The 26041-nt window shown below is 65.3% G+C and carries 26 protein-coding genes and 6 tRNA genes; 23 read left to right on the forward strand and 9 right to left on the reverse strand.

Going from position 1 to position 26041, the window contains the following annotated elements; all coding sequences use genetic code 11:
• Positions 1 to 360 precede the first annotated feature (360 nt).
• Together ABZX86_RS06580 and ABZX86_RS06585 are read left to right on the forward strand one after the other, a co-directional pair.
• On the forward strand, positions 361 to 3624 hold the full coding sequence (locus tag ABZX86_RS06580; RefSeq protein ID WP_355120715.1) for an MMPL family transporter: 3264 nt from the start codon (positions 361 to 363) through the stop codon (positions 3622 to 3624).
• 36 nt (positions 3625 to 3660) lie between these two features.
• On the forward strand, positions 3661 to 4104 hold the full coding sequence (locus tag ABZX86_RS06585; protein ID WP_355120717.1) for a hypothetical protein: 444 nt from the start codon (positions 3661 to 3663) through the stop codon (positions 4102 to 4104).
• A gap of 142 nt (positions 4105 to 4246) precedes the next feature.
• On the opposite strand, the gene ABZX86_RS06590 is transcribed toward ABZX86_RS06585, so the two are convergent.
• Both ABZX86_RS06590 and ABZX86_RS06595 read right to left on the reverse strand, forming a co-directional pair.
• Positions 4247 to 4876: a universal stress protein gene (locus ABZX86_RS06590; protein WP_355120719.1), complete on the reverse strand. Its 630-nt coding sequence runs from the start codon at positions 4874 to 4876 to the stop codon at positions 4247 to 4249.
• Between the two features lie 254 nt (positions 4877 to 5130).
• The gene (locus ABZX86_RS06595) at positions 5131 to 5955 is read right to left on the reverse strand and encodes a helix-turn-helix transcriptional regulator (protein ID WP_355120721.1); all 825 of its coding nucleotides are present in this window, start codon (positions 5953 to 5955) and stop codon (positions 5131 to 5133) included.
• A gap of 115 nt (positions 5956 to 6070) precedes the next feature.
• Here ABZX86_RS06595 and ABZX86_RS06600 point away from each other — a divergent pair, with 115 nt between their 5' ends.
• A complete protein-coding gene (locus tag ABZX86_RS06600) occupies positions 6071 to 6958 on the forward strand; it encodes an NmrA/HSCARG family protein (RefSeq protein ID WP_355120723.1) in 888 nt (295 codons plus the stop codon).
• Positions 6959 to 7584: 626 nt separating this feature from the next.
• The gene (locus ABZX86_RS06605) at positions 7585 to 8004 is read left to right on the forward strand and encodes an ATP-binding protein (protein WP_355120725.1); all 420 of its coding nucleotides are present in this window, start codon (positions 7585 to 7587) and stop codon (positions 8002 to 8004) included.
• 109 nt (positions 8005 to 8113) lie between these two features.
• Here the strand turns inward: ABZX86_RS06605 and ABZX86_RS06610 are convergent, their stop codons facing one another.
• Positions 8114 to 9286 (reverse strand): PP2C family protein-serine/threonine phosphatase, encoded by a 1173-nt coding sequence (locus ABZX86_RS06610; RefSeq protein ID WP_355120727.1) that lies wholly within the window; start codon positions 9284 to 9286, stop codon positions 8114 to 8116.
• Between the two features lie 141 nt (positions 9287 to 9427).
• On the opposite strand from ABZX86_RS06610, the gene ABZX86_RS06615 reads away from it, so the two are divergent.
• Positions 9428 to 9910 (forward strand): MarR family transcriptional regulator, encoded by a 483-nt coding sequence (locus tag ABZX86_RS06615; protein ID WP_355120729.1) that lies wholly within the window; start codon positions 9428 to 9430, stop codon positions 9908 to 9910.
• An 86-nt stretch (positions 9911 to 9996) separates the two neighbouring features.
• Here the strand turns inward: ABZX86_RS06615 and ABZX86_RS06620 are convergent, their stop codons facing one another.
• On the reverse strand, positions 9997 to 10194 hold the full coding sequence (locus ABZX86_RS06620) for a hypothetical protein (RefSeq protein WP_355120730.1): 198 nt from the start codon (positions 10192 to 10194) through the stop codon (positions 9997 to 9999).
• 91 nt (positions 10195 to 10285) lie between these two features.
• Here ABZX86_RS06620 and ABZX86_RS06625 point away from each other — a divergent pair, with 91 nt between their 5' ends.
• Positions 10286 to 10525, forward strand: coding sequence for an STAS domain-containing protein (locus ABZX86_RS06625; RefSeq protein ID WP_355121295.1), 240 nt, complete (start codon positions 10286 to 10288; stop codon positions 10523 to 10525).
• 623 nt (positions 10526 to 11148) lie between these two features.
• Here the strand turns inward: ABZX86_RS06625 and ABZX86_RS06630 are convergent.
• A complete protein-coding gene (locus tag ABZX86_RS06630; RefSeq protein ID WP_355121297.1) occupies positions 11149 to 11571 on the reverse strand; it encodes an HSP20 family small heat-shock protein in 423 nt (140 codons plus the stop codon).
• A gap of 163 nt (positions 11572 to 11734) precedes the next feature.
• On the opposite strand from ABZX86_RS06630, the gene ABZX86_RS06635 reads away from it, so the two are divergent.
• Positions 11735 to 12106, forward strand: a complete 372-nt coding sequence (locus ABZX86_RS06635; protein ID WP_355121298.1) for a MerR family transcriptional regulator — start codon at positions 11735 to 11737, stop codon at positions 12104 to 12106.
• A 267-nt stretch (positions 12107 to 12373) separates the two neighbouring features.
• On the opposite strand, the gene ABZX86_RS06640 is transcribed toward ABZX86_RS06635, so the two are convergent.
• Positions 12374 to 12448, reverse strand: a tRNA-Val gene (locus ABZX86_RS06640).
• A gap of 411 nt (positions 12449 to 12859) precedes the next feature.
• Between ABZX86_RS06640 and ABZX86_RS06645 the strand changes: the two genes are divergently transcribed.
• The 9 genes from ABZX86_RS06645 (at position 12860) to ABZX86_RS06685 (ending at position 16927) form a co-directional block, all read left to right on the forward strand.
• Positions 12860 to 12931 (forward strand) — tRNA-Gly (locus tag ABZX86_RS06645).
• A 23-nt stretch (positions 12932 to 12954) separates the two neighbouring features.
• Positions 12955 to 13025: transfer RNA gene (locus ABZX86_RS06650), tRNA-Cys, on the forward strand.
• A gap of 23 nt (positions 13026 to 13048) precedes the next feature.
• Positions 13049 to 13123: transfer RNA gene (locus ABZX86_RS06655), tRNA-Val, on the forward strand.
• A 151-nt stretch (positions 13124 to 13274) separates the two neighbouring features.
• On the forward strand, positions 13275 to 14063 hold the full coding sequence (locus ABZX86_RS06660; RefSeq protein WP_355120732.1) for an MBL fold metallo-hydrolase: 789 nt from the start codon (positions 13275 to 13277) through the stop codon (positions 14061 to 14063).
• A gap of 37 nt (positions 14064 to 14100) precedes the next feature.
• The gene (locus ABZX86_RS06665; protein ID WP_355120734.1) at positions 14101 to 14760 is read left to right on the forward strand and encodes a TetR/AcrR family transcriptional regulator; all 660 of its coding nucleotides are present in this window, start codon (positions 14101 to 14103) and stop codon (positions 14758 to 14760) included.
• Positions 14757 to 15293 carry a VOC family protein gene (locus tag ABZX86_RS06670; protein WP_355120736.1) on the forward strand — a complete coding sequence of 179 codons (537 nt, stop codon included), beginning with the start codon at positions 14757 to 14759 and terminating at the stop codon, positions 15291 to 15293. The genes ABZX86_RS06665 and ABZX86_RS06670 overlap by 4 nt, the downstream gene beginning before the upstream one ends.
• Positions 15294 to 15326: 33 nt before the next feature.
• Entirely contained in the window at positions 15327 to 15830 is a 504-nt protein-coding gene (locus tag ABZX86_RS06675) for a carboxymuconolactone decarboxylase family protein (protein ID WP_355120738.1), read from the forward strand.
• Between the two features lie 80 nt (positions 15831 to 15910).
• Complete coding sequence (locus ABZX86_RS06680; protein WP_355120740.1) at positions 15911 to 16510, forward strand: chorismate mutase; 600 nt, start codon at positions 15911 to 15913, stop codon at positions 16508 to 16510.
• 111 nt (positions 16511 to 16621) lie between these two features.
• Complete coding sequence (locus tag ABZX86_RS06685) at positions 16622 to 16927, forward strand: hypothetical protein (protein WP_355120742.1); 306 nt, start codon at positions 16622 to 16624, stop codon at positions 16925 to 16927.
• A gap of 8 nt (positions 16928 to 16935) precedes the next feature.
• On the opposite strand, the gene ABZX86_RS06690 is transcribed toward ABZX86_RS06685, so the two are convergent.
• Positions 16936 to 17616, reverse strand: coding sequence for a response regulator transcription factor (locus ABZX86_RS06690; RefSeq protein ID WP_355120744.1), 681 nt, complete (start codon positions 17614 to 17616; stop codon positions 16936 to 16938).
• Positions 17613 to 18833 (reverse strand): sensor histidine kinase, encoded by a 1221-nt coding sequence (locus tag ABZX86_RS06695; protein ID WP_355120746.1) that lies wholly within the window; start codon positions 18831 to 18833, stop codon positions 17613 to 17615. Before ABZX86_RS06695 ends, ABZX86_RS06690 begins: the two co-directional genes overlap by 4 nt.
• A gap of 164 nt (positions 18834 to 18997) precedes the next feature.
• Between ABZX86_RS06695 and ABZX86_RS06700 the strand changes: the two genes are divergently transcribed.
• The 5 genes from ABZX86_RS06700 (at position 18998) to ABZX86_RS06720 (ending at position 24394) form a co-directional block, all read left to right on the forward strand.
• Positions 18998 to 20119 (forward strand): serine hydrolase domain-containing protein, encoded by a 1122-nt coding sequence (locus ABZX86_RS06700; RefSeq protein WP_355120747.1) that lies wholly within the window; start codon positions 18998 to 19000, stop codon positions 20117 to 20119.
• Positions 20120 to 20275: 156 nt separating this feature from the next.
• A complete protein-coding gene (locus tag ABZX86_RS06705; RefSeq protein ID WP_355120749.1) occupies positions 20276 to 21325 on the forward strand; it encodes a sigma-70 family RNA polymerase sigma factor in 1050 nt (349 codons plus the stop codon).
• A gap of 68 nt (positions 21326 to 21393) precedes the next feature.
• Entirely contained in the window at positions 21394 to 22809 is a 1416-nt protein-coding gene (locus ABZX86_RS06710; protein ID WP_355121300.1) for an MFS transporter, read from the forward strand.
• A 48-nt stretch (positions 22810 to 22857) separates the two neighbouring features.
• Positions 22858 to 23619 carry an isocitrate lyase/phosphoenolpyruvate mutase family protein gene (locus ABZX86_RS06715; protein WP_355120751.1) on the forward strand — a complete coding sequence of 254 codons (762 nt, stop codon included), beginning with the start codon at positions 22858 to 22860 and terminating at the stop codon, positions 23617 to 23619.
• 79 nt (positions 23620 to 23698) lie between these two features.
• The gene (locus ABZX86_RS06720; protein WP_355120753.1) at positions 23699 to 24394 is read left to right on the forward strand and encodes a hypothetical protein; all 696 of its coding nucleotides are present in this window, start codon (positions 23699 to 23701) and stop codon (positions 24392 to 24394) included.
• Positions 24395 to 24397: 3 nt separating this feature from the next.
• Here the strand turns inward: ABZX86_RS06720 and ABZX86_RS06725 are convergent, their stop codons facing one another.
• Complete coding sequence (locus ABZX86_RS06725) at positions 24398 to 25582, reverse strand: glycosyltransferase (protein ID WP_355120755.1); 1185 nt, start codon at positions 25580 to 25582, stop codon at positions 24398 to 24400.
• A 201-nt stretch (positions 25583 to 25783) separates the two neighbouring features.
• Between ABZX86_RS06725 and ABZX86_RS06730 the strand changes: the two genes are divergently transcribed.
• Positions 25784 to 25855: transfer RNA gene (locus ABZX86_RS06730), tRNA-Gly, on the forward strand.
• Positions 25856 to 25869: 14 nt separating this feature from the next.
• Positions 25870 to 25944, forward strand: a tRNA-Val gene (locus tag ABZX86_RS06735).
• Positions 25945 to 26041 lie beyond the last annotated feature (97 nt).

Here is a 26041-nt window from a genome sequence, read left to right on the forward strand (position 1 = left end):
CCATCCCTCGCCCTGACCATTCCGAGCCAGGTCATCGAGCCCTCCCGGTGAACAGGCTCGGTCGAGCTGGGCGGGCCGTCCGGTGGAGGCGGGCAATCTACGTGAGCCCGAGAGCAACTCGGATGCTGTGTGTTCCACCGACCGGACCCCGCCGACTTCGGCGTCGATTTCTCGTGCGGTAAGCTCGCGAAACTTGAGGTTACTCCTCCATTTTCGGCTTTCTGTCGATCGGCCAGTCGTGCGGTGCGGTAGATCGGCAGAGCGGGCCGGGGGAACTGTTCGCATGCGTTGCGGGCCGCGGAAGTGTTGTACACGGGCCCCGAAATCGGCACACCCGGATACCACCTAGGAGAACCCTTCGTGTCCGTATACCTTTATCGGTGGGGCAAATTCGCGTTCAGACGCAAGTGGATCGTTCTTCCGGTGTGGCTCCTGCTGCTCGCGGCGCTCGCAGTCGGGGGCAGCATGCTGAGCAAGCCGATGAGCGACAAGTTCAGCATGCCGTCGCTACCGTCCGAGCGCGCCACCGACATCTTGGACAAGCAGTTCCCAGGCATGTCGGGACAGTTCGGCATCGATGCCGTCAGCGGAACGTACGTCATCAAGGCGCCCGCGGGTACGAAGCTGACCGATAAGGACAACACTGCCGCCATCGATGCGCTGATCACCGATCTCGGGAACCTTTCGGTCGAGGACGGCCACCAGCGACTCGTCACCGAAAAGGACTCCGCGGCACTGAAGAACCCGATCGCGGTGACCAAGGCGATGGGATGTCTGACCGAGGCGAACCCGGCGGTGTGCGCCGGTGCGCCGCTGAATGTGCTGAACAAGGATGCGCCGGCCACTGTCGCGATGCTCTCGGTGCCGTTCGATATCGCCTCGGCAGCGGACATCACCGACGCGCAGCGCCGGGCCGCCTACGACGTTGCCGCCCCCGCTCGCGCGCACGGGTTGACCGTCGAGATCGGCGGGGCGATCGAGCAGAAGCAGGGGAAGCCGAGCGGTCACTCCGAGATGATCGGCATGGGGGTGGCGCTGGTCGTCATGGTGATCGCCTTCGGGGCCATCGTGGCAGCCTTCGTGCCGATCGTCACCGCCATCGTCGGGCTCGGCGCCGCCATGATGGTGATTTCGCTGAGTACCTCGATCATCGAGATACCTAGCTTCACAACGTTTCTGGCGTCGATGATCGGTATCGCACTTTCCATCGACTACGCGCTGTTCATCGTCTCCCGCTACAAGCATGAACTGCGGGTCGCGGAGAGTTCCGAAGAGGCCGCGGGCATCTCGGTCGGTACCGCCGGTTCGGCGGTGGTGTTCGCCGGACTCACTGTCATTGTCGCCCTGGGTGCGCTGAGCATCGTCGGGGTGAACTTCCTGACGTTCATGGGCCTCGGCGGGGCCGTCGCCGCCTTCTTCGCGGTGCTCACCGCCATCACCCTGATGCCTGCTCTGCTAGGCGCTTTCGGCCGTTTCCTGTTCACGCCGAAGCTGCCGATGGTCGCTCGGCACGACCCGGAGGACAATACCTCGGTCACCCTCGGTACCCGGGTGGCCCGCCTGATCGGCAAACGACCATGGGTCGCATTAATCATCGCCGTGGCGGCCTTGGGCGCGTTGGCCGCTCCGGCACTCGGGTTGCAGTTGGGGCTGCCGGGTGAGAACAGCTTCCCGACCGATTCCACCGTCCGGCAGGCCTACGACATCAGGACCGCGGGCTTCGGCGAAGGCAGCAACGGTGTGCTGACCGTCGTTGCCGATCTGGAGAAGGTCCCGGCGGGCGAGCGTGATGCCGCGGTCGCCGCGCTGCGCGATCGGCTTGCCGGGTTCGGGCAGATGAATTACGTCACCGCACCGCAGCTCAGTGCGAACAAGCTCGGCGTAATGCTCAGTGGTGTCCCGAAATCGGGGCCCAACAACCAGGCGACCAAGGATTTGGTGCGCGCGGCCCGCGATGCCGAAGGCGAGCTGACCGCGCGGTACGGCATCGAATACGGAATCACCGGAACCACCGCCATTTACGCCGATATGGACCACGTCCTACTCGGCAAGATCGTGCCCTATCTGGCGATCGTGGCCGGCGCGGCCTTTGTGCTGTTGATTCTGGTTTTCCGGTCGATCCTGGTGCCGTTCACCGCGGCTGTCGGTTTTCTGCTGTCGATGGCCGCCACCTTCGGCGCTACCGTTCTGATCTTCCAGGAAGGCACCTTCGGCCTGATCTCCGATCCGCAGCCGATCATCAGTTTTCTGCCGATCATGTTGATCGGCTTGGTATTCGGGCTCGCCATGGACTATCAGGTGTTCCTGGTGACGCGCATGCGTGAGGAGTACGTCCACGGTAAGTCTCCGAAGGACGCGATGATCTCCGGGTACCACCACGGAGCCCGTGTGGTCACCTCGGCGGCGATCATCATGATCTCGGTGTTCGGCTCCTTCCTGCTGGAATCCGATGCCACCGCCAAATCCATGGGCTTCGCCCTGGCCTGCGGCGTAGCGATCGATGCTTTTGTGGTGCGCATGGTTGTGGTGCCGGCCCTGCTGGTGATCATGGGACACCGCGCCTGGTGGATTCCGCAGTGGCTCAACAGCATCCTGCCCGATATCGATGTCGAGGGCGCGAAACTGCGTGAGTTGCACCGGCCGCCGGTGCATCCCGACGTGCCCGCGCCAGTCGATGCCGCGCAGTCCGAGGCGGAGGAGCTCTCGCCCCCGGCCGGGGGCACGCAGGTCGTGGTCGAACAGAATCGCACCGATCAGATCGCGACGCGCAGTCGAGAGGCGGCCGACTCCGAACCACCCACCCCGGTCGATCACGACGCCGCGCACCTCGGGCTCGTCGCCCGCGAGCTGCGCCGGGGTGGACGGACCATTGGCGGCCGCATTCGCCGGGATGACCAGCACCCTGTTCCTGCGGCCATGTTGACACTGATCAGTCAACGCGGACAACAGGTTTCGCGAACAGTCGCGGACAGCAGCGGCAGTTACACGATCGAGCCGCCCGCACCTGGCAGCTACGTCTTGATCGTCTCAGCGGACGGACATGAACCGACCGCGCTGAACGTCACGGTGCGGAATGACGGCGCACACCGGCTCGACGTCACACTGTCGGGATCCGGCGAGGTGTCCGGCGTGGTGCGCACGACCGCGCACGAGCCGGTGCCGGACGCCACGGTCAGCGTGACCGACCTGCTCGGTGATGTAGCAGCTACCGCCGTCACAGCGGCGGACGGCACGTACACCTGCCATGGTGTGCCCGCCGGAACCTACACACTGGTGGCGGTCGCCGCCCGGATGCGGCCCACGGCAACAACATTGACAGTCCCCGACAGCGGCCGACTCCGTTTCGACGTCGTGCTGGCACCGATGGCGATGTTATCGGGCACGGTGCGCGCCAACGGCCACACGGTGCGCGACGCCAGAGTCACCGTGCTCAACTCGGCCGGCGACACCGTCGGAACCGCCCGCACCGACGAGTACGGCCGCTACACGGTGACCGGCCTGCCCGCCGACGAGTACACCGTCATGGTTCGCGGATATTCGATGGTGACCGATCAGGTCACCATCACCGGCGGCGCCGATCACAACCTGCGGCTCGGCTTCGACGAATACGCGCAGGTGCAGTGAAGCGTCAACTGATACATCGTGTGCGATGCTTTCCATATGGTGATCCACGGTGAAAGTTCGTCCAGGGTTCGACTAGCAGCGCAGGCCTTCCTCGGCGTGATGCTGATGTCCGCGGGCACGAGCCATCTGACCTTCGCTCGCAAAGATTTCCGCGCCCAGGTGCCGTCCTGGTTCCCACTCGACACCGATTTCGTCGTGCTCGCCTCCGGAGTCGTCGAGATCACCCTCGGCGCGGCACTTCTCAGCATGTGGAAGCAGCCCCGACGCGCACTCGTCGGAGCGATCGTCGCCGCGTTCTTCGTTGTCATTTTTCCCGGGAACATCGCGCAACTGGTCGAGCATCGCGACGCGTTCGGCCTCGATTCCGACACCAAACGCGCTGTGCGACTGGTGTTCCAGCCGGCTCTCGTCGCCTGGGCGTTGCTGGCCACCGACGCGATCGGCGTATGGCGCAGCAGCCGGGCACTAACAACCTCCTAGCCGGTCGGCGAAACTGCTCTGTGGCGCATGCCGAGTCGTCCCGCCATCGAATCCACCGGTGCGCGTTGGGAAGTCGAGCACTACCTCACAAATCTCAACGGCGCGTCATCGGTCACAATGAATCACTCATACCGGGGCGAGGTCAGCGCGAATAGCTGCTGATCGAGGCCGCAGCGCTGGAATCGGTCCGCAGAACCGATGTCCCGGACAGTTGTTCGCGTTCGCTGGTATCACACCGAACGCCGTTACCGGTCGGCGCGACCGTGACGATTTTTGTCGTCCCGCTTCGCGTGCGGGGGACGATCAGCACATGAGCCGCCGAGCGCCGAGCCACCTCGGTGTGAAACGAGCCGAACAATCGCCGCCATGAGGCGTCGAAGACACGCTCGCCGACGACGACCAGGTCTGCGCGGCAGCTTGCCGCCGCAGCGAGCAACACCTCGATCGGAGTACCGGGCATACTGCGCCCCACCGCTTCTGCCACCCCCGCCGCCCGGGCGTCGTCCACCGCAGCAGCGAGTAACTCGTCCATCGCCGAGACCGGCATGGAACTGTATGCGTCGCGACCCAGCAGGTCGTTGACGCGCGCCTGATCGCGCGTACGCACTCTGCGGTAGGCGCCCACGATGGTGAGCGTGGCGCGCGCATCCTTGGCCAATCGCGTTGCGGCCGCGATCGCCGGCTCCGATCGTGGCGTGTCAGCGATGCCCACCACGATCGAACGATAGCCGCCCAGAGTATGCGCTGGTGGGCAGCAATTCGTGACCTGCATCAGAACTCCCTCGATTATGTTGCTTCATCAATCCGCCGGTCCCGGTCGAGTCTTTTCATCGGCCCACCGCGCCGTTGACATCGAAAGGCGGGCAGTGCCCCTCCCCGGTTGCCTTGCGGTAACTAGCAGTACATTCGATGCGGCCCGTTGTCCGGACCGGTGCAGAAGTCGCAACAATCCACGCGGCAAACCGGACCGTCATAGCCTGAGGCACTCGCCGCGTTGCGCCACCCAGCCGGCCCCGGCACCCTGACCTAGTCACTCAGGAGTTCGGCAATGCGGAGACGGTCGTGTTCGGTCGCGGGCAGTTGCTCGACCAACACCAGATCGGGGTTCTCCACCAGCCGCAACTGGTAGAGGTCCAGGTTCAATACACCGGCCGGGGGGTGGTCGATGCCGATCGTCGCGGCCCGGAAGTCCTGCACCGGGTACTCCCGCCACCAGGTGCGGAACTCCTGGCTGGCATCGTTGAGACCGGCGACGATGGAGGTCAGGTAGGGATGATCGGGCGTCCGGCCGACGATGACACGGAACTGGCCGAGGATGGCGCGGGCGGCGGGTTCCCAGCGCAGCATCATGGCGCGATTGCGCTCGTCGGTGAACATCCACCACATGAGGTTCCGCCGGTCCTCGGGGAGATCAGCGGGGTCGACGCGAACGCGCGCGAATGCGATGTTCCAGACCACGAAATCAAAGAATCCATTATGGACCACCGCGAGGTTCGGCATCATCGAGTCGACGAGCCGCTGTAGCCGGAAGTCCTCAGTGTTCTTGTGCTCCACCGGATCTGCCAGCCCGGCAAGGCGACGAAGGTGTCGATGCTCTACCGGTTCCAGCTGCAGTGCCCGCGCCAACGCGTCGATCACCTGCGGGCTGGTCGCGATCTTGCGCCCCTGTTCCAGCCAGGTGTACCAGGTCAGACTCATCCCGGCCAGCTCGGCGACTTCCTCCCGCCGCAATCCAGGAGTGCGGCGTCTACCCGGTTCCATGTCCTCGAGCAGGCCGACCTCTTTCGGGGTCAGTCGCGCGCGCTGCGCCTTCAGGAATTCCGCCAGTTCGGCACGGTGCTCGTTGGACATTGAATTCGCCTCCCTGGCAAGCACTATCACTACCAGGACCGGGCGATCGATCATCCCTAGCGTTGTAGTCATCAGGTGATCGACAGACATCACCGGCCACTGAAGAGAGCATGACATGACGAACAACAAGGGACCGGTACTTGTCATCGGCGCGACGGGCCAGCAGGGCCGGGCAACAAACGAGCAGCTGCTGAAGCGCGGCTGGGAAGTACACGCTTTCGTGCGCAACCTGAACGCGCCCGCCGCGATGGCACTGCAGTCCCAGGGGGCCAATCTGATCGAGGGCGATCTGGACGATTCCGAATCGATCAGGGCGGCGATGGAAGGCGCATACGGCGTCTTCATGATGCTGACGATGATGACCGGGATCCATATCACGGCCGAAGGTATTGCGGCAGAACAGCGTTGGGGCAAGCAAGTAGCGGACATCGCGAAGGAGCTGGGAGTCGCGCATCTCGTCTACAGCTCGCTGCGCGGCGCAGAAGGAAACACCGGCGTCGAGTACTACGCGGCCAAGGAAGCGATCGAAGCGCACATCAGCCAACTCGAATTACCGGCGACCGTCCTGCGACCCACCTTCTTCATGGACAACCTCAATGCCTTCAACCGCCCGGTCCTGGACGAGAACGGCGAACTGGTGGTGAATCTCCCGGTACGCAGCGACATGCCGATCTCACTGATCTCGACACAAGATATCGGCGCCTTCGCCGCCCTCGCATTCGACCGTCCCGAGCAGTTCCTCGGCCGCACCATCCCCCTCGCCGGCGACTACCTGACCCCACCCCAGATCGCCGAGATCATCGGACGCCACGCCGGCCTGCCCACCCGCAGCAACCAGGTCCCCCTGGAACAGGTACGCGCCTTCGACAAGCACGTCGCCCAGATGTTCACACACTTCAACGAGAACCCCGACGGCCCACTCGACATCCCAGCACTCCGCACCGAGCACCCCGGCCTAATGGACCTGGATGCCTGGCTCCGCTCAGTCGCCTGGAAGCCGTGACTCCCCTACGGACCCACGAAGCTCGAACCGGAACACAAAATGCCCTCTCGCCCAGCGTTATCGCTGAGCCGGAGGGCATTCTGCCGATCAGGCGTAGAGCGCCTCGATCTCGGCGGCGTATTTCGCGTCGATGGGTTTGCGCCGCACCGGCGGGAGAGGAGTCTGAGGTTCTCCCGCCGGCACGTTGCGCGATCTCATGCTCGGTCCCCACCCCTGAGCAGGGGAGAACCGAAGGGCTACCTGGCGATGCAGCCCGGGTTTCCGAGAGCGGGGAGGACCAGTCCTCGCCGACGAATCCCCAAGTCGGACAGTAGCGCTGCTCGTTTCCTAGGCACATACCTCTTGCTCGATACGGCACGTCCGGTCCGTATTCGGCACGAGCTGTCACGCCGCACCGGGCCGCTCGATGGACGTGCGATGCCCGGCCGGCTGTCATGTGGCTGCTCCAGATGCATCAACGGCCTCGAACAAGTACTCGGGCAATGTATTCCGGACGGCTGTCCGCAGCGTACCGCCGCGAAGACACCCACTTCCAGATCCTGCTCGGCGCTGGCGTGGGCGGTTTCGGATCATCGCAACCGGGGTAAATCGGCCGCATCCGAACAGTGACGCAGGAGGTGAGGGTTATGGCGACACCGATGACCGATGATCTGCACCGCACCACAGACCGCGGCGTTGCGATGGATCTCGATCTCGACCAGATCGCACCGGCTCGGGCGCGGGCGATGATGCGCACGCTGCTGGCGCCGCTGCCGGAAATGGCGGTCGCGGACGCGATTCAGGTGTTCGACGAGCTGGCCACCAATGCCCGCCGCCACGGACGCGCGCCACGGCGAGCCCGGGTGTCACTGCCGGCGGACTGTTCGCTGCTGCGCATCGAAGTAGACGACACCGGCCCCGGTGACCCGCGCCCACGCCCGCCGGACGGGACCGGCGGACGCGGCATACTCCTGATCGACCGCCTCGCCACAGCGTGGGCGCACAACCGCCACCACGACCACAAGACCGTGTGGGCCGAGATCGCCGTGGACCGGCATCGGGGGTGAGTGCCGCACAGATCAGCGAGCTGGACCGCCGCCGGATCGCTGCCTGCGTGTGGAAACGCCGATGCGGAATCTGAATACAGGTCGAGCAGTTCCAGTGGCGCGGGTCGGCTCAGGGATGGTTCCAGTCGATGCAGACCACGACCGCGTCGTCGAGCAGATCGGTGTCCTCGTGATAGTCGAGCAACTCGGTGATGATGGCCCGCGCGGCTTCGGAGGCGGGCAAATTGCTGGAGGCGACTATCGAGAGGTCGAGGTTGGTCGTGCCGTATTCGACACCGGTCGGGGCTTGGGCGGTGTGCACTCCGTCGCTGACGATGACGAGCCGGTCGCCGGGTTCGACCTGGAAGGTTTGTTCGCGATAGTCGGTGCGGTCGAACATTCCCAGCGGCAGTTGCGCGTCGAACTCGATCAGCTCGACCACCCCGTCGCGCAGCCGCAGCGCGCGCGGGGAGCCCGCGTCGATCACTCCTACACGGCCGGTGGCGACTTCGAAGCGCAGCAGCAGGGTCTCGACGTACTGGCTGCCCCCGTACTGGGCGTAGAGGGCCTGATCGGCCAGGGCAGCCTGGTCGGCGATGTCCAGTCCGGCCCGGCGTGCGTTACGCAGCGCGCTGATGGCCAGGTTCGTCAGCAACGCGGCCCCGATGCCCTGGCCCAAGCCATTGGAGACGGTCACGGTGAGGTAGTCCGCGGAAGTGCTCCAGTCGAAGTTGTCCCCGCCGATGGTGTATGCCGGTTCGAGTTGCCCGCCCAGGGCGTACTCGGCGCGAGAACAGCCGCGTCCCGGCAGCAGTTGCCATTGCATCTCCGCGGCGAGGCTCAGTCGTTCGCGGCGGCGCGCTTGCAGATAGAGGTCGGTGTCGCGTTCGGCGACGATCAGTTCGTGTCCCAGCATGGTGGCCAGCCCGGCCAGGACGTCCTGCTCGGCGCCGGTGGGCGCGTGTGGCAGCAGCACCCGCAGAATGCCCAGCCGGTCACCGCGCACGGCCACCGGCAGGTGGATGACGACCCCCTCGGTGGCCGGGCCGGGTTCCAGGAGCACCTGCTGGGCGGTGAATGCCCGGCCGGCGGTCGTGGTCCTGATCGGTAGTGGCGGTGCGGTGTGGGGCAACTGGGTGACCGGCTGCAGCATCGACAATCGGTAGTCGGCCAGCAGCAGGTCCACCGCGGTCGCCGCGAAGTCCGTCTGCAGCGTGGCGCGGATGACATCGAGCAGCGCATGCGGGGCGCTGGCGCGCAGGGCTGCCTCGGCGTGAGCGATCGGGTCACCGTCGCGGGTCATATGGGCCTCTGAGAGTCGGCGAGCCCCCGGGGGCTTCGTGGCTGCGGTCGATCGCGGCAATTGTCGCGTGACACGGGTCCGACGACGTTACCCCGCGCGGGGGTGTCGTCACGGCGGGGGGCGACGTGTCAAAGTAGTGGCATGAGCAGTACGCGGCGGCCGGACCGCCCCGGGAGCGATCTCACCGCGGCCGTGGAACAGGCGGCGGAAGGACTGGTCGTGCTGTGGGGTCAGGCCCAGCAGGCCGTGGGGACACGAGTGTCACCGTCGCAACTGCAGGCACTGACGATTGTGCAGCACCATGGGCAGATCAATCTCAACGGCTTGGCCGTCGAGTTGGACGCGATGCCGTCCTCGGCAAGCCGGCTGTGCGACCGGCTACAGGCTGCGGGATTGCTCGCTCGCACAGCCAGTCCGGCCAACCGCCGCGAGGTGATGCTCATGTTGACCAGGGACGGGCAGCGGCTGCTCACCGAGGTCAGTGACACCCGGCGGCGGGACCTGGAACAGGTGCTGCAAGGGATGAGCGCGGCAGGTCGGCAGGCACTGCTGGCGGGTTTGGCGGAGTTCACCGCGAGCGCGGAAAACGGCACCGACACCGCGCCCCGGAAGCGCCGCGCCTGACCCGCTACACGGTCAATATTTTCTGTGCGGCAATCAATGAAACCGCCAGCGAATCGGGCGGTTGGAACGCCGTTTCTACCGAGAACTCACGCCGGGAAACCACGATCGCGGCGCGCGAGGGCGCTCACCACTCCCCAGCGGGAGGCAGGGGGTCTCCAATCCGGGATCGACATGCCACTTCCCGCCCACGGGCTCGCTTCTAAATATTTGTCGTGCGACAATTGTTCATCGGACCGCACCGGCCCGATGGAGACGAGGTCGATCGTGAGTTCATGCAGCGTCATCCCGGAGGTCTCCTCGATGCCCCGTCGATATCGGGACCGACAGCGTGGCGAGGTGCGGTGCTTCCCTCACGAACGACCCCCGCGGGTGGCGATGTACGGCGAGGTCGATCTGACCACCGAACCTCAGCTGAACGATGCCCATCGAGAACTTGCGCGGCTGGCGCCTGACGATGTTGTCCTCGACCTGGCCGGGGTCACCTTCTTCGGATGTGTGGCATTGCGGCTCGTAGTCCGGCTGACCGCACAACTCTCACTGACCGGGCACAAGCTGATCATCCAAACGCCCAGCCGGTCCGCGCAGCGCCTGCTCGAGCTCACCGGCTTTCTGTAGCCCGGCACTGACGGCGTGATGGTCGCGCTGGGCCTGCGCCTCGAGAGAATTTCCGCCGTCGGCCAACTCGGGTCTCACGAGTGTCATGCCGCTGCTGTGCGTTCAGCATGCTGGGCGAGAAATGTTACAGCAGAGGCGATTTCAACCGGATCGCGGTCAGCGGTGGGCGGCGATGCGGGCGGGTCGGGAGCGATGCGAAAAAGGATTGCGGGCCCGTGGGTGCCGGGGATCGGGGGATCTGGGTACGGCCGGGTCGGCGGGCATGGCGGGTTGCATGATCGATTCCCACCATGGGCGCAGGTGGCTCGGTTCGGGCCACCGCACCACCTCGGTGTTTTCGGGATCGGCTGCACGGGTTGATATCCGGCGCGCGGCCGGGGTAGGCCGGGCGAAATCGCGAGTGTCCTGAGGTGAGTGTGTCGATGTCATGGCGTCTATACCGGTTGTAGTGATTGCGTAGTCACGGTGAGGGATCGGGAGGGGCCGGGTGAGCCCGCAAGCCTGCGGCTGAACGAGCTCACCCGTCGACGGAGGATTTCGAAATGTCGTTCTCGCGCAACGACTTCGGACAGACATCTTCTCCCGAGTGCGCCGTCGCGGGACCCCCGAGAGAGTGGGCGCGTTCAGGCGTCGATGGCCTGGCGGTCGGGTTCGGTGCGGGTGATCTCGATCTTGCGGGGCTTGGCCTTCTCCGCAACCGGGATGCTCAGCCGTAGCACGCCGTCGCGGTAGTCGGCGCGGATCGCGTCGGTGTCGAGGTTCTCACCGAGGAACAGTTGGCGGGAGAACACTCCGCGAGTGCGCTCGGCCGCGATCATCGCCCGCCCCTGGTCCAGCTCCGGGCGTGAGGCCTTCACGGTGACCACATTGCGCTCGACATCCAGATCCAGGGAATCGGGGTCGATACCGGGCAGATCGAACTCGACGAAGAACTCGTCGCCCTCACGCCAGGCGTCCATCGGCATGACCACCGGACGCGCCGGCGTGCCGAAGACCTGCTGCGTCAAACGATCCAGGTCACGGAAGGGATCGGTACGCATCAGCATGGTCGCCATCTCCAACTCACTCCATTCTCGATCGAAGAGGATTCAGATAACCTCTGTCATCTGACAGAGATAATTTTTAGCACTCCCAATAGGAGAGTGCAAGAGTGCCCGGAAGGTAATCTGAAGGCTGGAGATCATGAACGAAGACAGGGAGATCGACACGATGCCGGGGCACGAACAAGGCCACCTCCCACTGCCGGGGCAGGCGGTCTACGCGATCTCAGTGGCCGCCGACCTCGCCGGCGTCGGCGTGCAGACACTGCGCCTATACGAGCAGCACGGACTGATCACCCCACTGCGCAGCGCCGGTGGCACCCGCCGCTACAGCGGCGAGGACCTTGCCCGCCTGGCCCGCATCATCGAACTGGCCGCCCAGGGCATCAACCTCACCGGAATCGGGCGCATCCTCGACCTCGAAGACACCAATACCGCCCTACGCGAAGCCAACACCACCCTCACCGACACCAACACCGCCCTGCACCGATCGAACACCGCACTCACCGCCGAACGCGACCAACTGCGCCCCCGCCGCTAGCGCGCCGAAGCCGGCCCTCGACGACCGGCAGGCATCGACGACAACTCGGACAGGGGATGACATTCAGGCGGTAGGACAAGCGCCGCAAGTGATTTGGCCTGGCATCGACACGACAGCAGACACGGTGGGGCATGATCATTTTCGTTGGCCACATCCCGGCCGAAGTCATCGAAAAACCGGTGGTCGAGCACCACCGCTCAATCCACGGAAAGCAAAAAGGGGCTTACCCCTGCCAGCGAGCGAACGCTGATTGGAATAAGCCCCTTTTGGTGGTCCCAGCTGGGATTGAACCAGCGACCCTTCGCGTGTGAGGCGAATGCTCTCCCGCTGAGCTATGAGACCTTACGGGTTGTTCGGCCGGTGTTTCTGTGCTGGTCGAACGAGAAAGAACATTAACACGCACTACCGGTGACATACCAAATCGCGTGGACAACGGCGTAAAAACGCGGTGCGACCGTGGGATGGGGGTGGTGGGTCCGCGTGGCGGAGTGGCGGCCTCAGCGGCGTCGCGGGCGGCTAGTGGGCGACGCGCCCGGATGCCGTGGACACACCTGTCATTGCCTTCTGTGACGTCGTCGCACTGGAGGCACAATCCGGGTCGTACGCTGCCGAACGTTCATTGACCCGTTCTCGAATCACATGCCTGTAGTTCACTTTTACCCCCATCTACCAGGCGATTTGTTGCTTGCGCAGATAGTCGGCTAATGTTCTCTCTCGTCAGCCGGACAGCCGCGAGGCACCGGGGGACAGAATGCGGATGTAGCGCAGTGGTAGCGCATCACCTTGCCAAGGTGAGGGTCGCGGGTTCAAATCCCGTCATCCGCTCGAAGGCCAACCCGGCCTTGGTTGGCGGTGTGGCCGAGTGGTGAGGCAACGGCCTGCAAAGCCGTGCACACGGGTTCGATTCCCGTCGCCGCCTCTTAAGAGGCAAAAGGAAATCTCGCGCGATTAGCTCAGCGGGAGAGCGCTTCCCTGACACGGAAGAGGTCACTGGTTCAATCCCAGTATCGCGCACCAGAGTTGCAGAAGGGCCCGGCAGAGATGCCGGGCCCTTCTGCTGTTTCCGGACCGGCCAATCCGTTGACAGCGGCCCGCACTGACAATAACTTGTTGGTTGACTAGTAAGTAAGTGGACCGAGGGGTTCGCCAGGGTTGAAGGGGCCGCCTCGTGAAGGTTCGGCATTTGAACTGCGGCACGATGCGTTTGCCGACCGGGGTCGACGTGGTCTGCCATGTGCTGCTGATCGAGACCGACAGTGGGCTGGTGCTCGTCGACAGCGGGTTCGGGCTCGAGGACGTCGCACAGCCTGCGCGGCGGATCGGGGCGTCGCGGCGATTGCTGCGACCGGTGCTCGATCCGGATGAGACGGCTGCTCGCCAGGTCGAGTACCTCGGGTTTCGACGGGCGGATGTGCGACACATCATCACCACACACTTCGATGCCGACCATATCGGCGGGCTGTCCGACTTCCCGCACGCCACCGTGCACACCACGGCGGCCGAATATCTTGGCGCGGTGGCGAATCCGACGCTGAGAGAGCGAATGCGGTTTCGCACATCGCAGTGGTCTCATGATCCGGCGATCGTTCAGCACGAACCCGACGGCGAGAAGTGGCGTGGTTTCGCCGCGGCGAAGGAGCTCACCGATATCGCGCCGGGAATCGTGCTGCTCGCGCTGCCGGGCCATACTCGCGGCCACGCTGCCGTGGCTGTTGATGCCGGTCATCGCTGGGTTCTGCACGCCGGCGACGCTTTCTACCATCCCGGCACCCTCGACGGTCGTTCTCACGTGCCGGCGGTGCTCTCCGGGATGGAGACCGCTATTGCCTGGAATGTGAAGCAGGTCCGCGACAATCACGCCCGCCTCGCCGAGCTCTACCGCCGCAATGACCCGGACCTGCTGCTGGTCTGCGCACACGATCCCGCCCTGCTGGAACACGGCAGGGCGACCGAATAACCGCCCGGCAGCACCACATTGGTGACAGGAGACGATGATGAGCCCAGGTAGTGCCTCCGAACGCCGCTCGCAGGAAGAACGCCGCGGCGAGGCGGAGCGGCGGTTGCTGGAGGCGGCGGCGGAGGCGGTCGCGGAATTCGGGCCCTCGCAGCTCACACTGGCCACCGTCGGTGAGCGTGCGGGGTACAGCCGCGGGCTGGTCACACACCATTTCGGGTCGAAGGGCGCGATGATGGAGCGGCTCGTGGGCACCGTCTCCGAGCAGTTCCGCGACGAAATTCTGGGCACGACCGGCTCGGGATCGGCCATCGAGGCACTGCGCGGATTCCTGGATATCTATTTCACGGTGGTCGCCGATCTCCCGCCGATCAATCGCGCCCGGCTGGTGCTGTGGGCCGATGCGGTGGCGACACCCTCGGAGCGGCGGGCAATCGTGCTGGCCTCCGATCGGGAGTTCCGCGAGGAGTTGACCGAACGCATCACGCAGGGCCAGCGAGCCGGGGAATTCGCCACCGAGGTCGATCCGCGGGGACTGGCCATCACGGTGGTCGGCGTATTGCGCGGTATCGCACTGCAATCGATGCTCGACCCCGAACTGGACCTCGCCGCCGCCCGGCGCGAACTCGAGCAGATGCTCTTCGCACGGCTTGCCCCACAACATATTTCGGATCCCCACAAGGAAGGGCAGCACCGATGAGCCGGATCTTCGGCAATATCACCCAGCTCGGTTACGTCGTCCGCGATATCCGGACCGAGATGCAGCGCTGGATCGATCAGGGCGTCGGCCCCTGGTTCTACGTCCACGACGTGCAGACCGATGACTTCACCCACCGGGGCACGCCCTCGCCGATGAAAATGAGTGTGGCGCTGGCGAACTCGGGCGACTTGCAGATCGAGCTGATCCAGCCTCGCAATGACGCGCCGTCACTGTACAAGGAGTTTCTCGACTCCGGTCGTGAGGGATTGCAGCATATTGCGTACTGGACCAACGATTTTCAGGGCCTGTACGACAGGGCGCTGGGCCTGGGCTACACCGTCGGGCACGAGGGCTCCATCGGCGGCGAACTCGGCCGCTTCGCCTATCTCGATACCGAGGAGTCCCTGGGGCACATTATCGAGATCTCCGATATCAGCGGCCCCAAGGGCAAGTTCTTCGAATACATCCGGGAGGTCGCGGCCACCTGGGATGGCAGTGAGCCCATCCGCGGCGAGGTCGACAAGCTCGCCTGACTCTATTCGTACTGCCTCGCAAAGGATTTCACTATGGAATACCCCGATACAACGAACCTGCCGAGCGAGCTGCAGGAGGCGCTGAGCACCCACAGCGCCAATATCTACCGGATGGTGGCGCACTCCCCCGGCATGGCCGCGAGCTTCCTGTCGATGGCCGATGCCATGCTGCAGGCCAACTCGCTCCCCCTGCCACTGCGGGAACTCGCGATCCTGCGCGTCGGCCATATCTATTCCGCGCCATACGAAATCCATCACCACGAGAGATTCGCTCGCGCCGTCGGCCTCGGCGATATCGCGATCGCGGCCGCCGCCACCGGATCCACCGACGGCCTCAGCTCCGAGGAGGCAGCGATTCTCGCGCTCACCGACCGGCTGCTGCTCAGCCACACCCTCGATGACAGCGACCGCAAGAGCGCACTCGAATTCCTCACCGTCACCCAGCTGGCCGACCTCGTGCTGACCGTCGGCTTCTACCAGCTGGTCTGCAATTTCCTCAACGCATTCGAAGTCACCACCGACGGCGAGCCCTTCTGACGCAGCGCGCGGCAGCGTCCGGAATCTGTCATGCTGCACGACTGATACCCGTCCTGATCCGAGGAGAGGTAGGTCGAGGGATGAAGGCTCTGGCACTGGTGGCGGTGTCGTCGATACTTCTGCTCGCCGGGCAGTTCGGAACCGAGGGCGCGGCCGCGGCGCAGAGTTCCAGCTCACTGGACTATCTGGTCGGGCTGCTGGCCGATCGTATCGATACCGCTGACACGGTGGCCGCGGTGAAGTGGGCTGTCGCGAGCCGCGACGGGCAGGAGCCGGTCATCGACGATCCGGTGCGGGAAGCGGCGATCTACGACGCGATGGCGCAGCTGGGGGCGCAGCGGAACCTGCCGGAGTCGTGGGTGCGCGAGGTTTTCCTGGGGCAGATCGAGGCGAGCAAGCTGGTGCAGCGTGGTCTGGTGCTGCAGTGGCGCTCGGGGCTCACGGCCGCTCCCACGCCGGCAATGGATCTCGCGGCGGTGCGTCCGGTGATCGACCGGGTCGATGCGGAGATCATTGCCGAATTGGCCGCTCGGCGAACCGAACTGGCGAGCGCCGATTGCGCGGCCCGGTTGGCGAGCAGCGTACTGGCGACCGCCGGCGCACGTCGGAGCGATCCACTGCACGAGGCAGCGCTGGTACGGGCGTCCACCCCACTGTGTGCCGCGCCGGGCCCGCGTTAGATACGACGCTCCCACCTCCTCGATAGTCGGTGGTGCGAGTCCTACCGCGGGTGCTAACGTTCGGCGCGGCCGGACCGACCGGTACGGCCGAACTGCATCGGGGGGGTTCCCGTGTTCAATTGGTATGTCGGTTTGCTGGCCATCAGTGGGGTTGTGATGCTCGCGATGGCGGCGGTGAAAAACGGGCAGAGCACCGGCTCACGCAGCATGAATGCCATCTTCGGCGCCGGATTCCTGGGCTATGCCGGGTATCTCGCGTTCCTGTTCGACGGCGGCTCGTATCTGATCTTCTTCCAGGCGTTCCTGCTGCCGGTGATGATGGTGGTGAACTTCTTCCGCAACCGCACCCCGCGTCCGAAACTGACCGAAACGCAGAAGGCATGGCGCGAGTACCAGAGCTCCGAGCAACAGCGGTAGGCGAGTGATCAGTCCTCGGCGTCACGGACGATGAGCGCCAGCTGGACTCGGTTCTCCACGGCGAGTTTGGCGAAAAGCCTTCCGGTGTGGGTCTTGACCGTGGCGACACTGAGGTAGAGCTCGGTGGCGATTTCGGCGTTGGACAGGCCGCGCGAGATTGCGCGGGCAATGTCGAGCTCTCGGGTGGTGAGTTGATCGAGCGCACGGCGGGCGGTGGCGTGGGCCGTGCGGCGAGCATCGGTGGGTACGCGTGCGGTGGCGGCGGTGATGAGTTGTGTTGTGACGCTGGGAGAAAGCATCGGCCGACCGGCTGCGGCGCCCTTGATCGCGGCGATGAGGTCCGGCGGCGGGGTGTCCTTGAGCAGGAAGCCGTGGCTGCCCAGGCGCAGGGCACGCAGCACCATATCGTCGGAGTCGAAGGTGGTGAGGACGACTATGCGGGGCGGCGTGCGCCAGGTGAGCAGTTCCGCGGTGGCGCTGAGGCCGTCGCGGACCGGCATGCGAATGTCCATGAGCACAACATCGGGATGCTGTTCGCGGACCACGTCGATAGCTTGGGCGCCGTCGGAGGCCTCACCTACGACGAGCAGTCCGGCATCGCCCCCGATGATCAGCGATAGGGCCGCCCGCACCAGTTGATCGTCGTCGACGAGCACTATGCGAATCGGTGGTGGGACAACGGCATTCATGAGACCTGCACCGACGCAGGCCAGGGCAGAATGGCGCGCAACCGGAAGCCGCCCTCGGGCTGTTGACCGAACGATATTGTGCCGCCCAGCAACTCGGCTCGTTCGGTGAGTCCGAGCAGGCCGTATCCGGAGACGGGCGCGGGCGCCGCGGACCCGGTGGAACCGGAGTCCAGTACGGTCACGGTCAATTCCTGCCCTTCCGCGCCTTCGATGCCGACCCAGACCGTCGCGCCGGGTGCGTGTTTACCGACATTGGTAAGCCCTTCCTGCACAATGCGATACGCCGTGCGAGCGCTCTTCGTCGGCGGCTCACCGGCGGTGCTGTCGGTGAGCGTGACATTCAGCCCGGAGATGCGCGCATCGGCCACGAGGGTGGGCAGCGCCGCGAGCGAGGGTTGCGGTGGTTCGGGTGGGTCGGTGGCATTGAGTTCATCGGCGCGCAGGACGCCGAGCACATCGCGCAGTTCCTCCAGTGCCTGGCGGGAGTTGTCGGCAATGGATTTCGCGATGGCGCCGACCTGTTCGGCAGATAGATCGGGACGGTAGCTGAGCGCTCCGGCCTGCATGGCGACGAGTGAAATCCGGTGCGCGAGTACGTCATGCATTTCGCGCGCGATACGGTGCCGTTCGAGGATTCTGGCCTCAGCGGCACGCGCGACCTGCTCACGTTCGGCTATTTCGGTGCGCTGCTGCAGCGACCACAGTTCCTCGCGGCGCGCCCCGACCGCGAAGCCGATCGCGACGATGGCCAGGACGGAGACGATCATGAAACCGGCAGTGAACCAATACTGCCCAGGTCCATCGGTCTGCACGTCGAGAGTCGGATAGAGGACGCTGATCGCCACGCCCGCGAGAACGAAGCCCACCCCGACCGCAAGGGTTTCCGCATAGCGCCGCCGGGTCGCCAGCGAGCACATCGCCAGCAGCCCGGCTCCGCTGGCGGTTGTCGATACCGCGGAAGCGGCGGTCGTGATGGCGGCGACAGCAACCGGGTAGCGGCGCCGGAACAGGACCAGCACGATGCTGAACACGCCGATGATCGGGTCCACGGCGAACAACCAGACCCGCAGCATCGGATGGACGCCCGAGGGCAGCCCGTTGGCGGTGAGAATCCAGGACAACACGCTGAAAGCGAGCACCAACAGCAGTCGCCAAGTCTGCTGCCACCGCTGTAGTGGCGCCGGAGATGGGCGCAGGGGTGCGATGCTGGCGGTCATCGGGTCAGCATTGCCGGTGCGACGCCCGCGCGCATCCGCCTGTGGTCTACGGCTCGATCACCCGAAGTATGACGCCGCCCCGACCGGCGATCGATGTGCCCGCCGCCGGAGGCCGTCAGGATGGAACCGCAGCGGGCAACCAGACCGCGAACCTGAGGAGTGTCGTGCGGATCTCTCGGCTGATCATTTCAGGCGTGCTCGTGGCCGGGCTCGCGGCCTGCGGGACCGACAACCACGCGACACCGGCCGACAATCTCGCGAGCACGCTCGAGCCGATCCGGAGCGAAGCCGCGATTCCGGGCATGGCGGCGGCGGTGTGGCGGGACGGCCGGCTCATCGCTCTCGGCGCGACGGGTGTGCGCAAGTTCGGCGATCCCACGCCTGTCACCGTTGATGACCAATGGCATCTGGGTTCCGATACCAAGGCGATGACCGCGACGCTCATCGGCCTGTATATCGATCGCGGCAGACTGCATTTCGACGATCGGCTCGGCACGCTCTTCGCCGGTGATCCGATCGACCCCGTCAATGCGAATGTCACCCTCGAGCAGTTGATGCAGCATCGCAGCGGCATGGCCGACGGGCCACCGGACAGTGATTCCGACGATTACCTGCACGGCACGCCCTCGGATATCCGGACCCGGGCTGTGCGCGCCGTGCTGGCCGCTCCCCCGGCTCGGCCGGTCGGGACATACGCCTATTCGAATATGGGATATGTGACGTTAGGTGTTGTGCTGGAACGGATTACGGGCAAGACCTGGGAGGATCTGATGCGGTCCGAGCTGTTCGGGAAGCTCGAAATGGATTCGTGCGGCTTCGGCCCGCCGGGAACTCGCGACACGGTGGATCAGCCGTGGGGGCACACCGTGGTCGATGACAAGCCGGTGCCGATGGCGCCCGGGGATCCGGCTTCGGACAATCCGCCCGCGCTCGGTCCGGCTGGGACCGTGCACTGTTCGCTCACCGATTGGGGCAAGTTCCTCGCCGTGCACCTGGCGGGCGCGCGCGGCGAGTCCACGATGTTGACCAAGGACACCATGACCAGGCTGCATCAGCCGCCGAGCGGTGGCGATTACGCCGCGGGCTGGATGGTCGCCGACCAACCCTGGGCGGGCGGACGCGTGCTGGCCCACGACGGCAGCAATACCTTCTGGTACGCATCGGCGTGGATCGCGCCCGAGAAGAATATGGTGCTCACGGTGGTCGCCAATCGGGCCGACGAGCGTGCGACCACCGGCATCGGCAAGGCGGTCACCGCGCTGGCCGACACCTACGCTGGGCACTGACGCCGCGCGAGGAACCCATCGTGGTCGCGGTCAAAGCTTCCGTCGAGCACGACCGATTCCGCGCTCAGCACATCCCTGACCGATCGCCGACCATTTTCGGCCGCTCGCGGTGTCCATCTCTATGAAAGGACCATCTTTCGGAGAGTAGGAGCCACTATGCGAGGGATTCCGGCGAGTAGGGGCGAGGCTCGGGCGACGGAGCTGCTGGAGCTGGCTCGGGGCGGGGACGGTGAGGCGTTCCGCGGGCTCGTCGAACCGTATCGCCGCGAGTTGCAGGTGCACTGCTATCGCATCCTCGGCTCGGTGCAGGACGCCGAGGATCTGCTGCAGGAGACATTGCTGGCGGCGTGGCGCGGGCTCGGCGGTTATGAGGAACGGGCGTCGGTGCGGACCTGGCTGTACCGGATCGCGACCAACCGCTGCCTCAATGCCTTACGGGCCGGCTCCCGGCGTCCGCATGATCTCACGGTCTACGAGACGGAGGTTCCGTTGCCCGAGCCATCACATCGCCGGCCGGAACCGAGCTGGCTGGAGCCGTACCCCGATCTGCTGCTCGACCGGATCGCCGACGACCTGCCGGGACCGGAGGCGCGATATGAGGCCAGAGAATCGGTGTCACTGGCGTTTCTTGCTGCACTGCAAGAACTTCCGCCGAGGCAGCGCGCGGTGCTGGTGCTGCGCGATGTGCTGGGATTCCGGGCGGCCGAGGTGGCGAACATTCTCGACACGAGCGAGAGCTCGGTGACCAGTGCGCTCAAACGCGCGCGCACCGCCCTGGCGGATCCGGCGACCGGTCTCGATCGGGAGAGCGCTCCCCTGCCGAACTCACCGCAGGAGCGCCGCGTGGTGGAGGATTTCATCCGCGCGTTCGATGCCGGGGATGTCGAGGCGATCGTGGCCGTGCTGACGGACGACGCCTGGCTGACCATGCCTCCGGTCCCACTGGAATACCAAGGCGTGGAGGCGATCCGGCACTTCCTGACCACGGTGGTGATGCGCAACGGCCCCCGCCATGTGCTGATCCCGACCCGCGCGAACGGCCAACCGGCGTTCGGCTACTACCTGCGTGATCCGCGGACGCCGATTCTGCACGCGCACGGAGTGCTCGTATTGACGTTGAGCGGCAGTCGAATTGCCGCGATGACCCGATTCCACGACAACTCACTGCTGCCGATATTCGGGCTGCCGCGCTCACTGCGGTACTGATCGCCGTTTGGTACCGACAATATTCAGCTTTGCACTAAGGAGTATCGGTGAATACCGACGAAGGACGAATGACGTCCAGGCAAGCATGGGTACTGGGGCTTGCTTCGGTGGCGTCATTCATGATGGCCCTGGACAGTTTGGTCGTGACGACCGCCCTGTCCACGATCCGGAAGGATCTCACGGCATCGGTCGAATCACTCGAATGGACTGTCAACGCATACAATTTGACGTTCGCGGTACTGCTGCTGACCGGCGCCGCACTGGGTGATCGCTACGGCCGCCGCCGCATGTTCAGCACCGGGCTGGCGGTGTTCACCCTCGCCTCGGTGGCGTGCGCGCTGTCGCCGAATATCGGCACGCTGATCATGTTCCGGGCGCTGCAGGGCGTCGGCGCCGCCATTGTGCTGCCGCTCTCGCTCACCCTGCTCACCGCCGCCTTTCCGCCACAGCACCGAGGCCGGGCGATGGGGCTGTACATGGGCATTACCGGGCTGGCGACATTCAGTGGGCCATTCATCGGCGGCGCCATTGCCGAAGGACTTGCGTGGCAGTGGATCTTCTGGCTGAACCTGCCGATCGGGCTGATCACCATCGCGTTGACGGCACGGCGCATCGACGAAAGCTTCGGTGCGAATGCGCGTTTCGATCTGCCGGGGGTCCTGCTCGTGACCGCGGGCGGGTTCGGGATCATCTGGGGTCTGGTGCGTGGAAATACCGCGGGCTGGAGCAGTTCGGAGGTATTGAGCACACTGATACTCGGTGTTGCGCTGTTGATTTCATTCGTATTGTGGGAGCAGCGCTCGACGGCGCCGATGCTGCCGATGCGGTTCTTCCGCGTGCGGGCGTTCGCCACCGGCAATCCGGCCAATGCGCTGCTGTTCGCTTCGCTGTACGGCACGCTGTTCTTTCTCGCGCAGTACTTTCAGATCGTGCGGGGCGACGGGCCGCTCGGTGCCGGACTGCGGCTGATGCCCTGGACCGCAACACTATTGGTGTGCGCGCCGATCGCCGGAAAGCTGACCGATAAGGTCGGCGAGCGGAAGTTCGTGATCGGCGGGCTGCTGCTGCAAACGATCGGCATGGGCTGGATCGCCCTTGCCGCCGAAGCGAATTCGAACTATCCGACCCTGTTGCCCGCGCTGATCATCGGTGGGGTCGGGCTGACCATGGCCATGCCGGCGGCGCAGAAATCTGTGGTCAGCGCGGTACAACCACACGAGATCGGTCAGGCGTCGGGAGCGTTCATGATGCTGCGCACCTTCGGTTGTGTGTTCGGTGTCGCGGTGGCGGTTGCCGTCTTCTCGAGCGTGGGGGGCTATTCGTCGCCCGAGCAGTTCACCCGGGGATTCTCGGCGGCGATGGGCGCGGTTGCCGCCTTCGCGTTCATCGGGATGCTCATTGCGATTGGAATGCCCGGGAAGCGGGTGGGCGAACAACCGCAAACGGCAAGTGCTGAGCCGGAGAGTGTGCCCTCGCCGCTCTGACCAACTCGGTCGAAATATGCAGTCATACTTCTGATTTGGAGGATATCGATGAGTACAGATGTGACAGTGCTGAAGGTGCGTGCCGAGTTGCTGCGGGATCTCCATCGCGGTGCGATGCTCGTCCTCCCCAATGCCTGGGACGCGGCCAGCGCGGCGATCGTGGCCGAGGCGGGGTTTCCCGTCGTCGCCACTGCCAGCGCTGCGATCTCAGCGATGCTCGGCTACCCCGATGGTGAGGGTGCGCCGTGGCAGGAGATGTTCGCCGCGGCCGGTCGTATCGCACGGGCGGTTTCGGTCCCGGTGACGGTGGATGCCGAGGCGGGCTACGGTATGCGGCCGCGCGAACTGGTGGATCGACTGCTCGATATCGGCGCGGTCGGCTGCAATCTCGAGGACACCGACCATCGGGCGGGCGGTCTGGTTGACGCCGAGACGCACGCTCAGTGGCTCGCCGGCGTCCGTTCCGCCGCCGATGATGCCGGAGTCCCGATTGTCATCAATGCGCGCGTGGATGCCTTCCTGCCGGTCGCCGGGATACCCGAGGCGGAACGGCTCGCGGAGGCCGTCCGGCGCGGCCGGCGCTATCTGGATGCCGGGGTCGACTGCGTCTATCCGATCGGTGTGCGGGACAAGCGCGATATCGCCACGCTGGTGAGCGAGCTGCCCGGCCCGGTCAATGGCAATACCGGGGAGTTTCTGGATCTGGCGACGCTGCGGGAGGTGGGTGTGGCACGCGTGTCGTACGGCCCCCGGTTCTACCGGGCCGCCCTGGCCGATCTGAAAGTTGCTGTCCAGCACCTGCGCAGCTGACTTACGATGCAGCTCAGGTCCCGCATTGCGGTGGGTTCGAGCCGCGGTGCGAGTCGCCCCGAGCGAAAGGCAGCGCCGCATGACCACCGCACGCATTATCGCCGTCGTGGCTTTTGTCCTGGCTATTTCCGGAGTCGGCGCGGTCGCCGGCCCCGCCGGTCCGGCACAGGCGTACGGACCGGCGTCGTGTGTGGCGGGAAATCCGTTGCAGCCCACCGCCGAACTGTTCGCGACCGATAACACGGACACGATTACCGATCCGAATGATCCGCGGTTGAATGATCAGCTGGGATCGTTCGAGATCGGGGTGGATGCGACCGCGGTGACCGAGCTCGCGCTGCCGATCTGGTCCGATCTGCTGGAGGGCGTCTTCTGGTCGGAGCAGAGCGGTGCGGCGACCTATGAGCGGTCCCGGGATTTCCACCTGGCGTGTACGGACAGTCGCAATCTGTTCTGGATCGCCGATGATGTGCGCGTGCGGTACCACCAGGAATCGGTGCTGACTTTCGAATTGCTGCCCGCCGATGATGCGCGGGCGAATGCCGTCAGCATTACCGTCACCGGGGTGGATCGGACGCGTTTCCACGATGCGCTGGAGGCTGATCCGCAGGTGTGGGATCGGATCGGCGGCGGATCGATCACCGATTCCGGGGCGCTGATTCTGGTGATCGATCGGGCCGATCTGGAGTTGACTCGGGATTTTGTCAGCGGTCTTGGCGGGCAATGGGATTCGGCCGGGCTGCAATATGGTGATCGGGAATTCGTCGACTCCTGAGTGTCAGCCGAGGAGATGCCTGGCGGCGACTTCTGTGCCATCGGTGCGTATTTCGGTGGTGAGCGAGCCGGCTCGGGCTACCGTATCGGCGGCCAGCGCTCGATCCAGCGCTGCGACAAGGGAATCCGTAGCGGGTTCACCGAGCGGCAGGGCGACGCCTATGCCGAGAGCCTCCGCTCGGGACGCCCAGTAGGGCTGGTCGTAACGCTGCGGGATGACCACCTGCGGCACACCTGATTTCGCGATTGCCGTGGTGGTTCCGGCGCCGCCGTGATGGACGACGGCGACCACCCGGGGGAACAGCGCCTGCTGGTTGACTTCGCCTATCGCCAGGCAGTCCGAGGCATCGTCGATCGGAGACAGGTCGGTCCAACCGCGTTGGACCACTGCGCGATAACCGAGTTTGCGAGCCGTCTCGATGAGGGTCCGGCCGATCTCCGGGGCCACGTGCATGCTGCCGAAGCCGAAGTAGATCGGCGGCGCCCCGGCTTCCAGGAAGGCGTCCAGTTCGGCGGCGAGTGGGCGGTCGTCGGGGACCAGCCACGCGCCGGTTTGCAGGACCGGCAGCGCGGCCGGTTGCGGCCACGGACCCAGGATCGGGTCGGCGGCGAGCCAGGGGCTTTCGGTGAAGATGTAGCCGCGGACGTCGGCCACCGGAGGCAGGCCCAGCGCTGCACGCTGAGAGTTGAGCGGGCCGGACCAGATCTGGTTCCAGCGTTGCGCGTCCTGCTCCCAGAGGGTCGGGACGTCGGTGGTCGCGGGCGGCGGGCCCGGCATGGGCGGCGGGGCCAGCTGTGGATTGGGGAGGGTATTGGGGCTGTAGGCGGCGTAGACGTACGGGATGCCACGTTGTTCGGCAAGACTGCGCGCCGCGATTTGCAATGCGCCGCAACCCAATACGATATCGCAGTCGTCAGCGGCGGGAGCGATGAACTCGAACTGGGTGGCCACCGTGTCCGGAATCCGGCTGCGCAATTCCGCGGGCGTGGGCTTGGCCCCGCCGCGGCCGAAGTGGCGGACTTCGGGACCGATCGGAACGAACGGAAGGTCGTAGCCCGCGATCAACTCCCGGAAATCCGGTGGTGCGCAGAGCCGGACCTCCTGACCGAGCGATCGCAGCCGCAGCGCCAGCGCCAGCACCGGCTGCACCTCACCGCGGGATCCGATCGTCGACAGCAGGACGCGCATGGGAACTCCTCTCGAAATGGCTTACGACCAGCGATTATGGTGGGCCACCGGGGTCTTGCGGCAAGAGGGTGTGTGCGCTATACATTGAAATGGGAAGAAGACCCGGCGCACCCCCGTTATGGTGGCGATTTGCAATCTGCGGCGGTTTGTCCCTAAAGTTCTGTCCCGCAAGCCGATCGGCTCCCGAGCCCCGGCAAGCAAGCGGATGTAGCGCAGTGGTAGCGCATCACCTTGCCAAGGTGAGGGTCGCGAGTTCGAATCTCGTCATCCGCTCAAAGGGGGAACACGCGCGATTAGCTCAGCGGGAGAGCGCTTCCCTGACACGGAAGAGGTCACTGGTTCAATCCCAGTATCGCGCACCATAGTTCGACCGGCCAGCGAGTTCCGCTGGCAGCCAGCCGATTTGATCCCACGCTGGGCGCTCTATGCTGCGGTGGGTGGTTTTGGCTGTGTGGTGAT

It is taken from the genome of Nocardia sp. NPDC006630 (genome assembly GCF_040611495.1).
Classification (GTDB): Bacteria; Actinomycetota; Actinomycetes; order Mycobacteriales; family Mycobacteriaceae; genus Nocardia.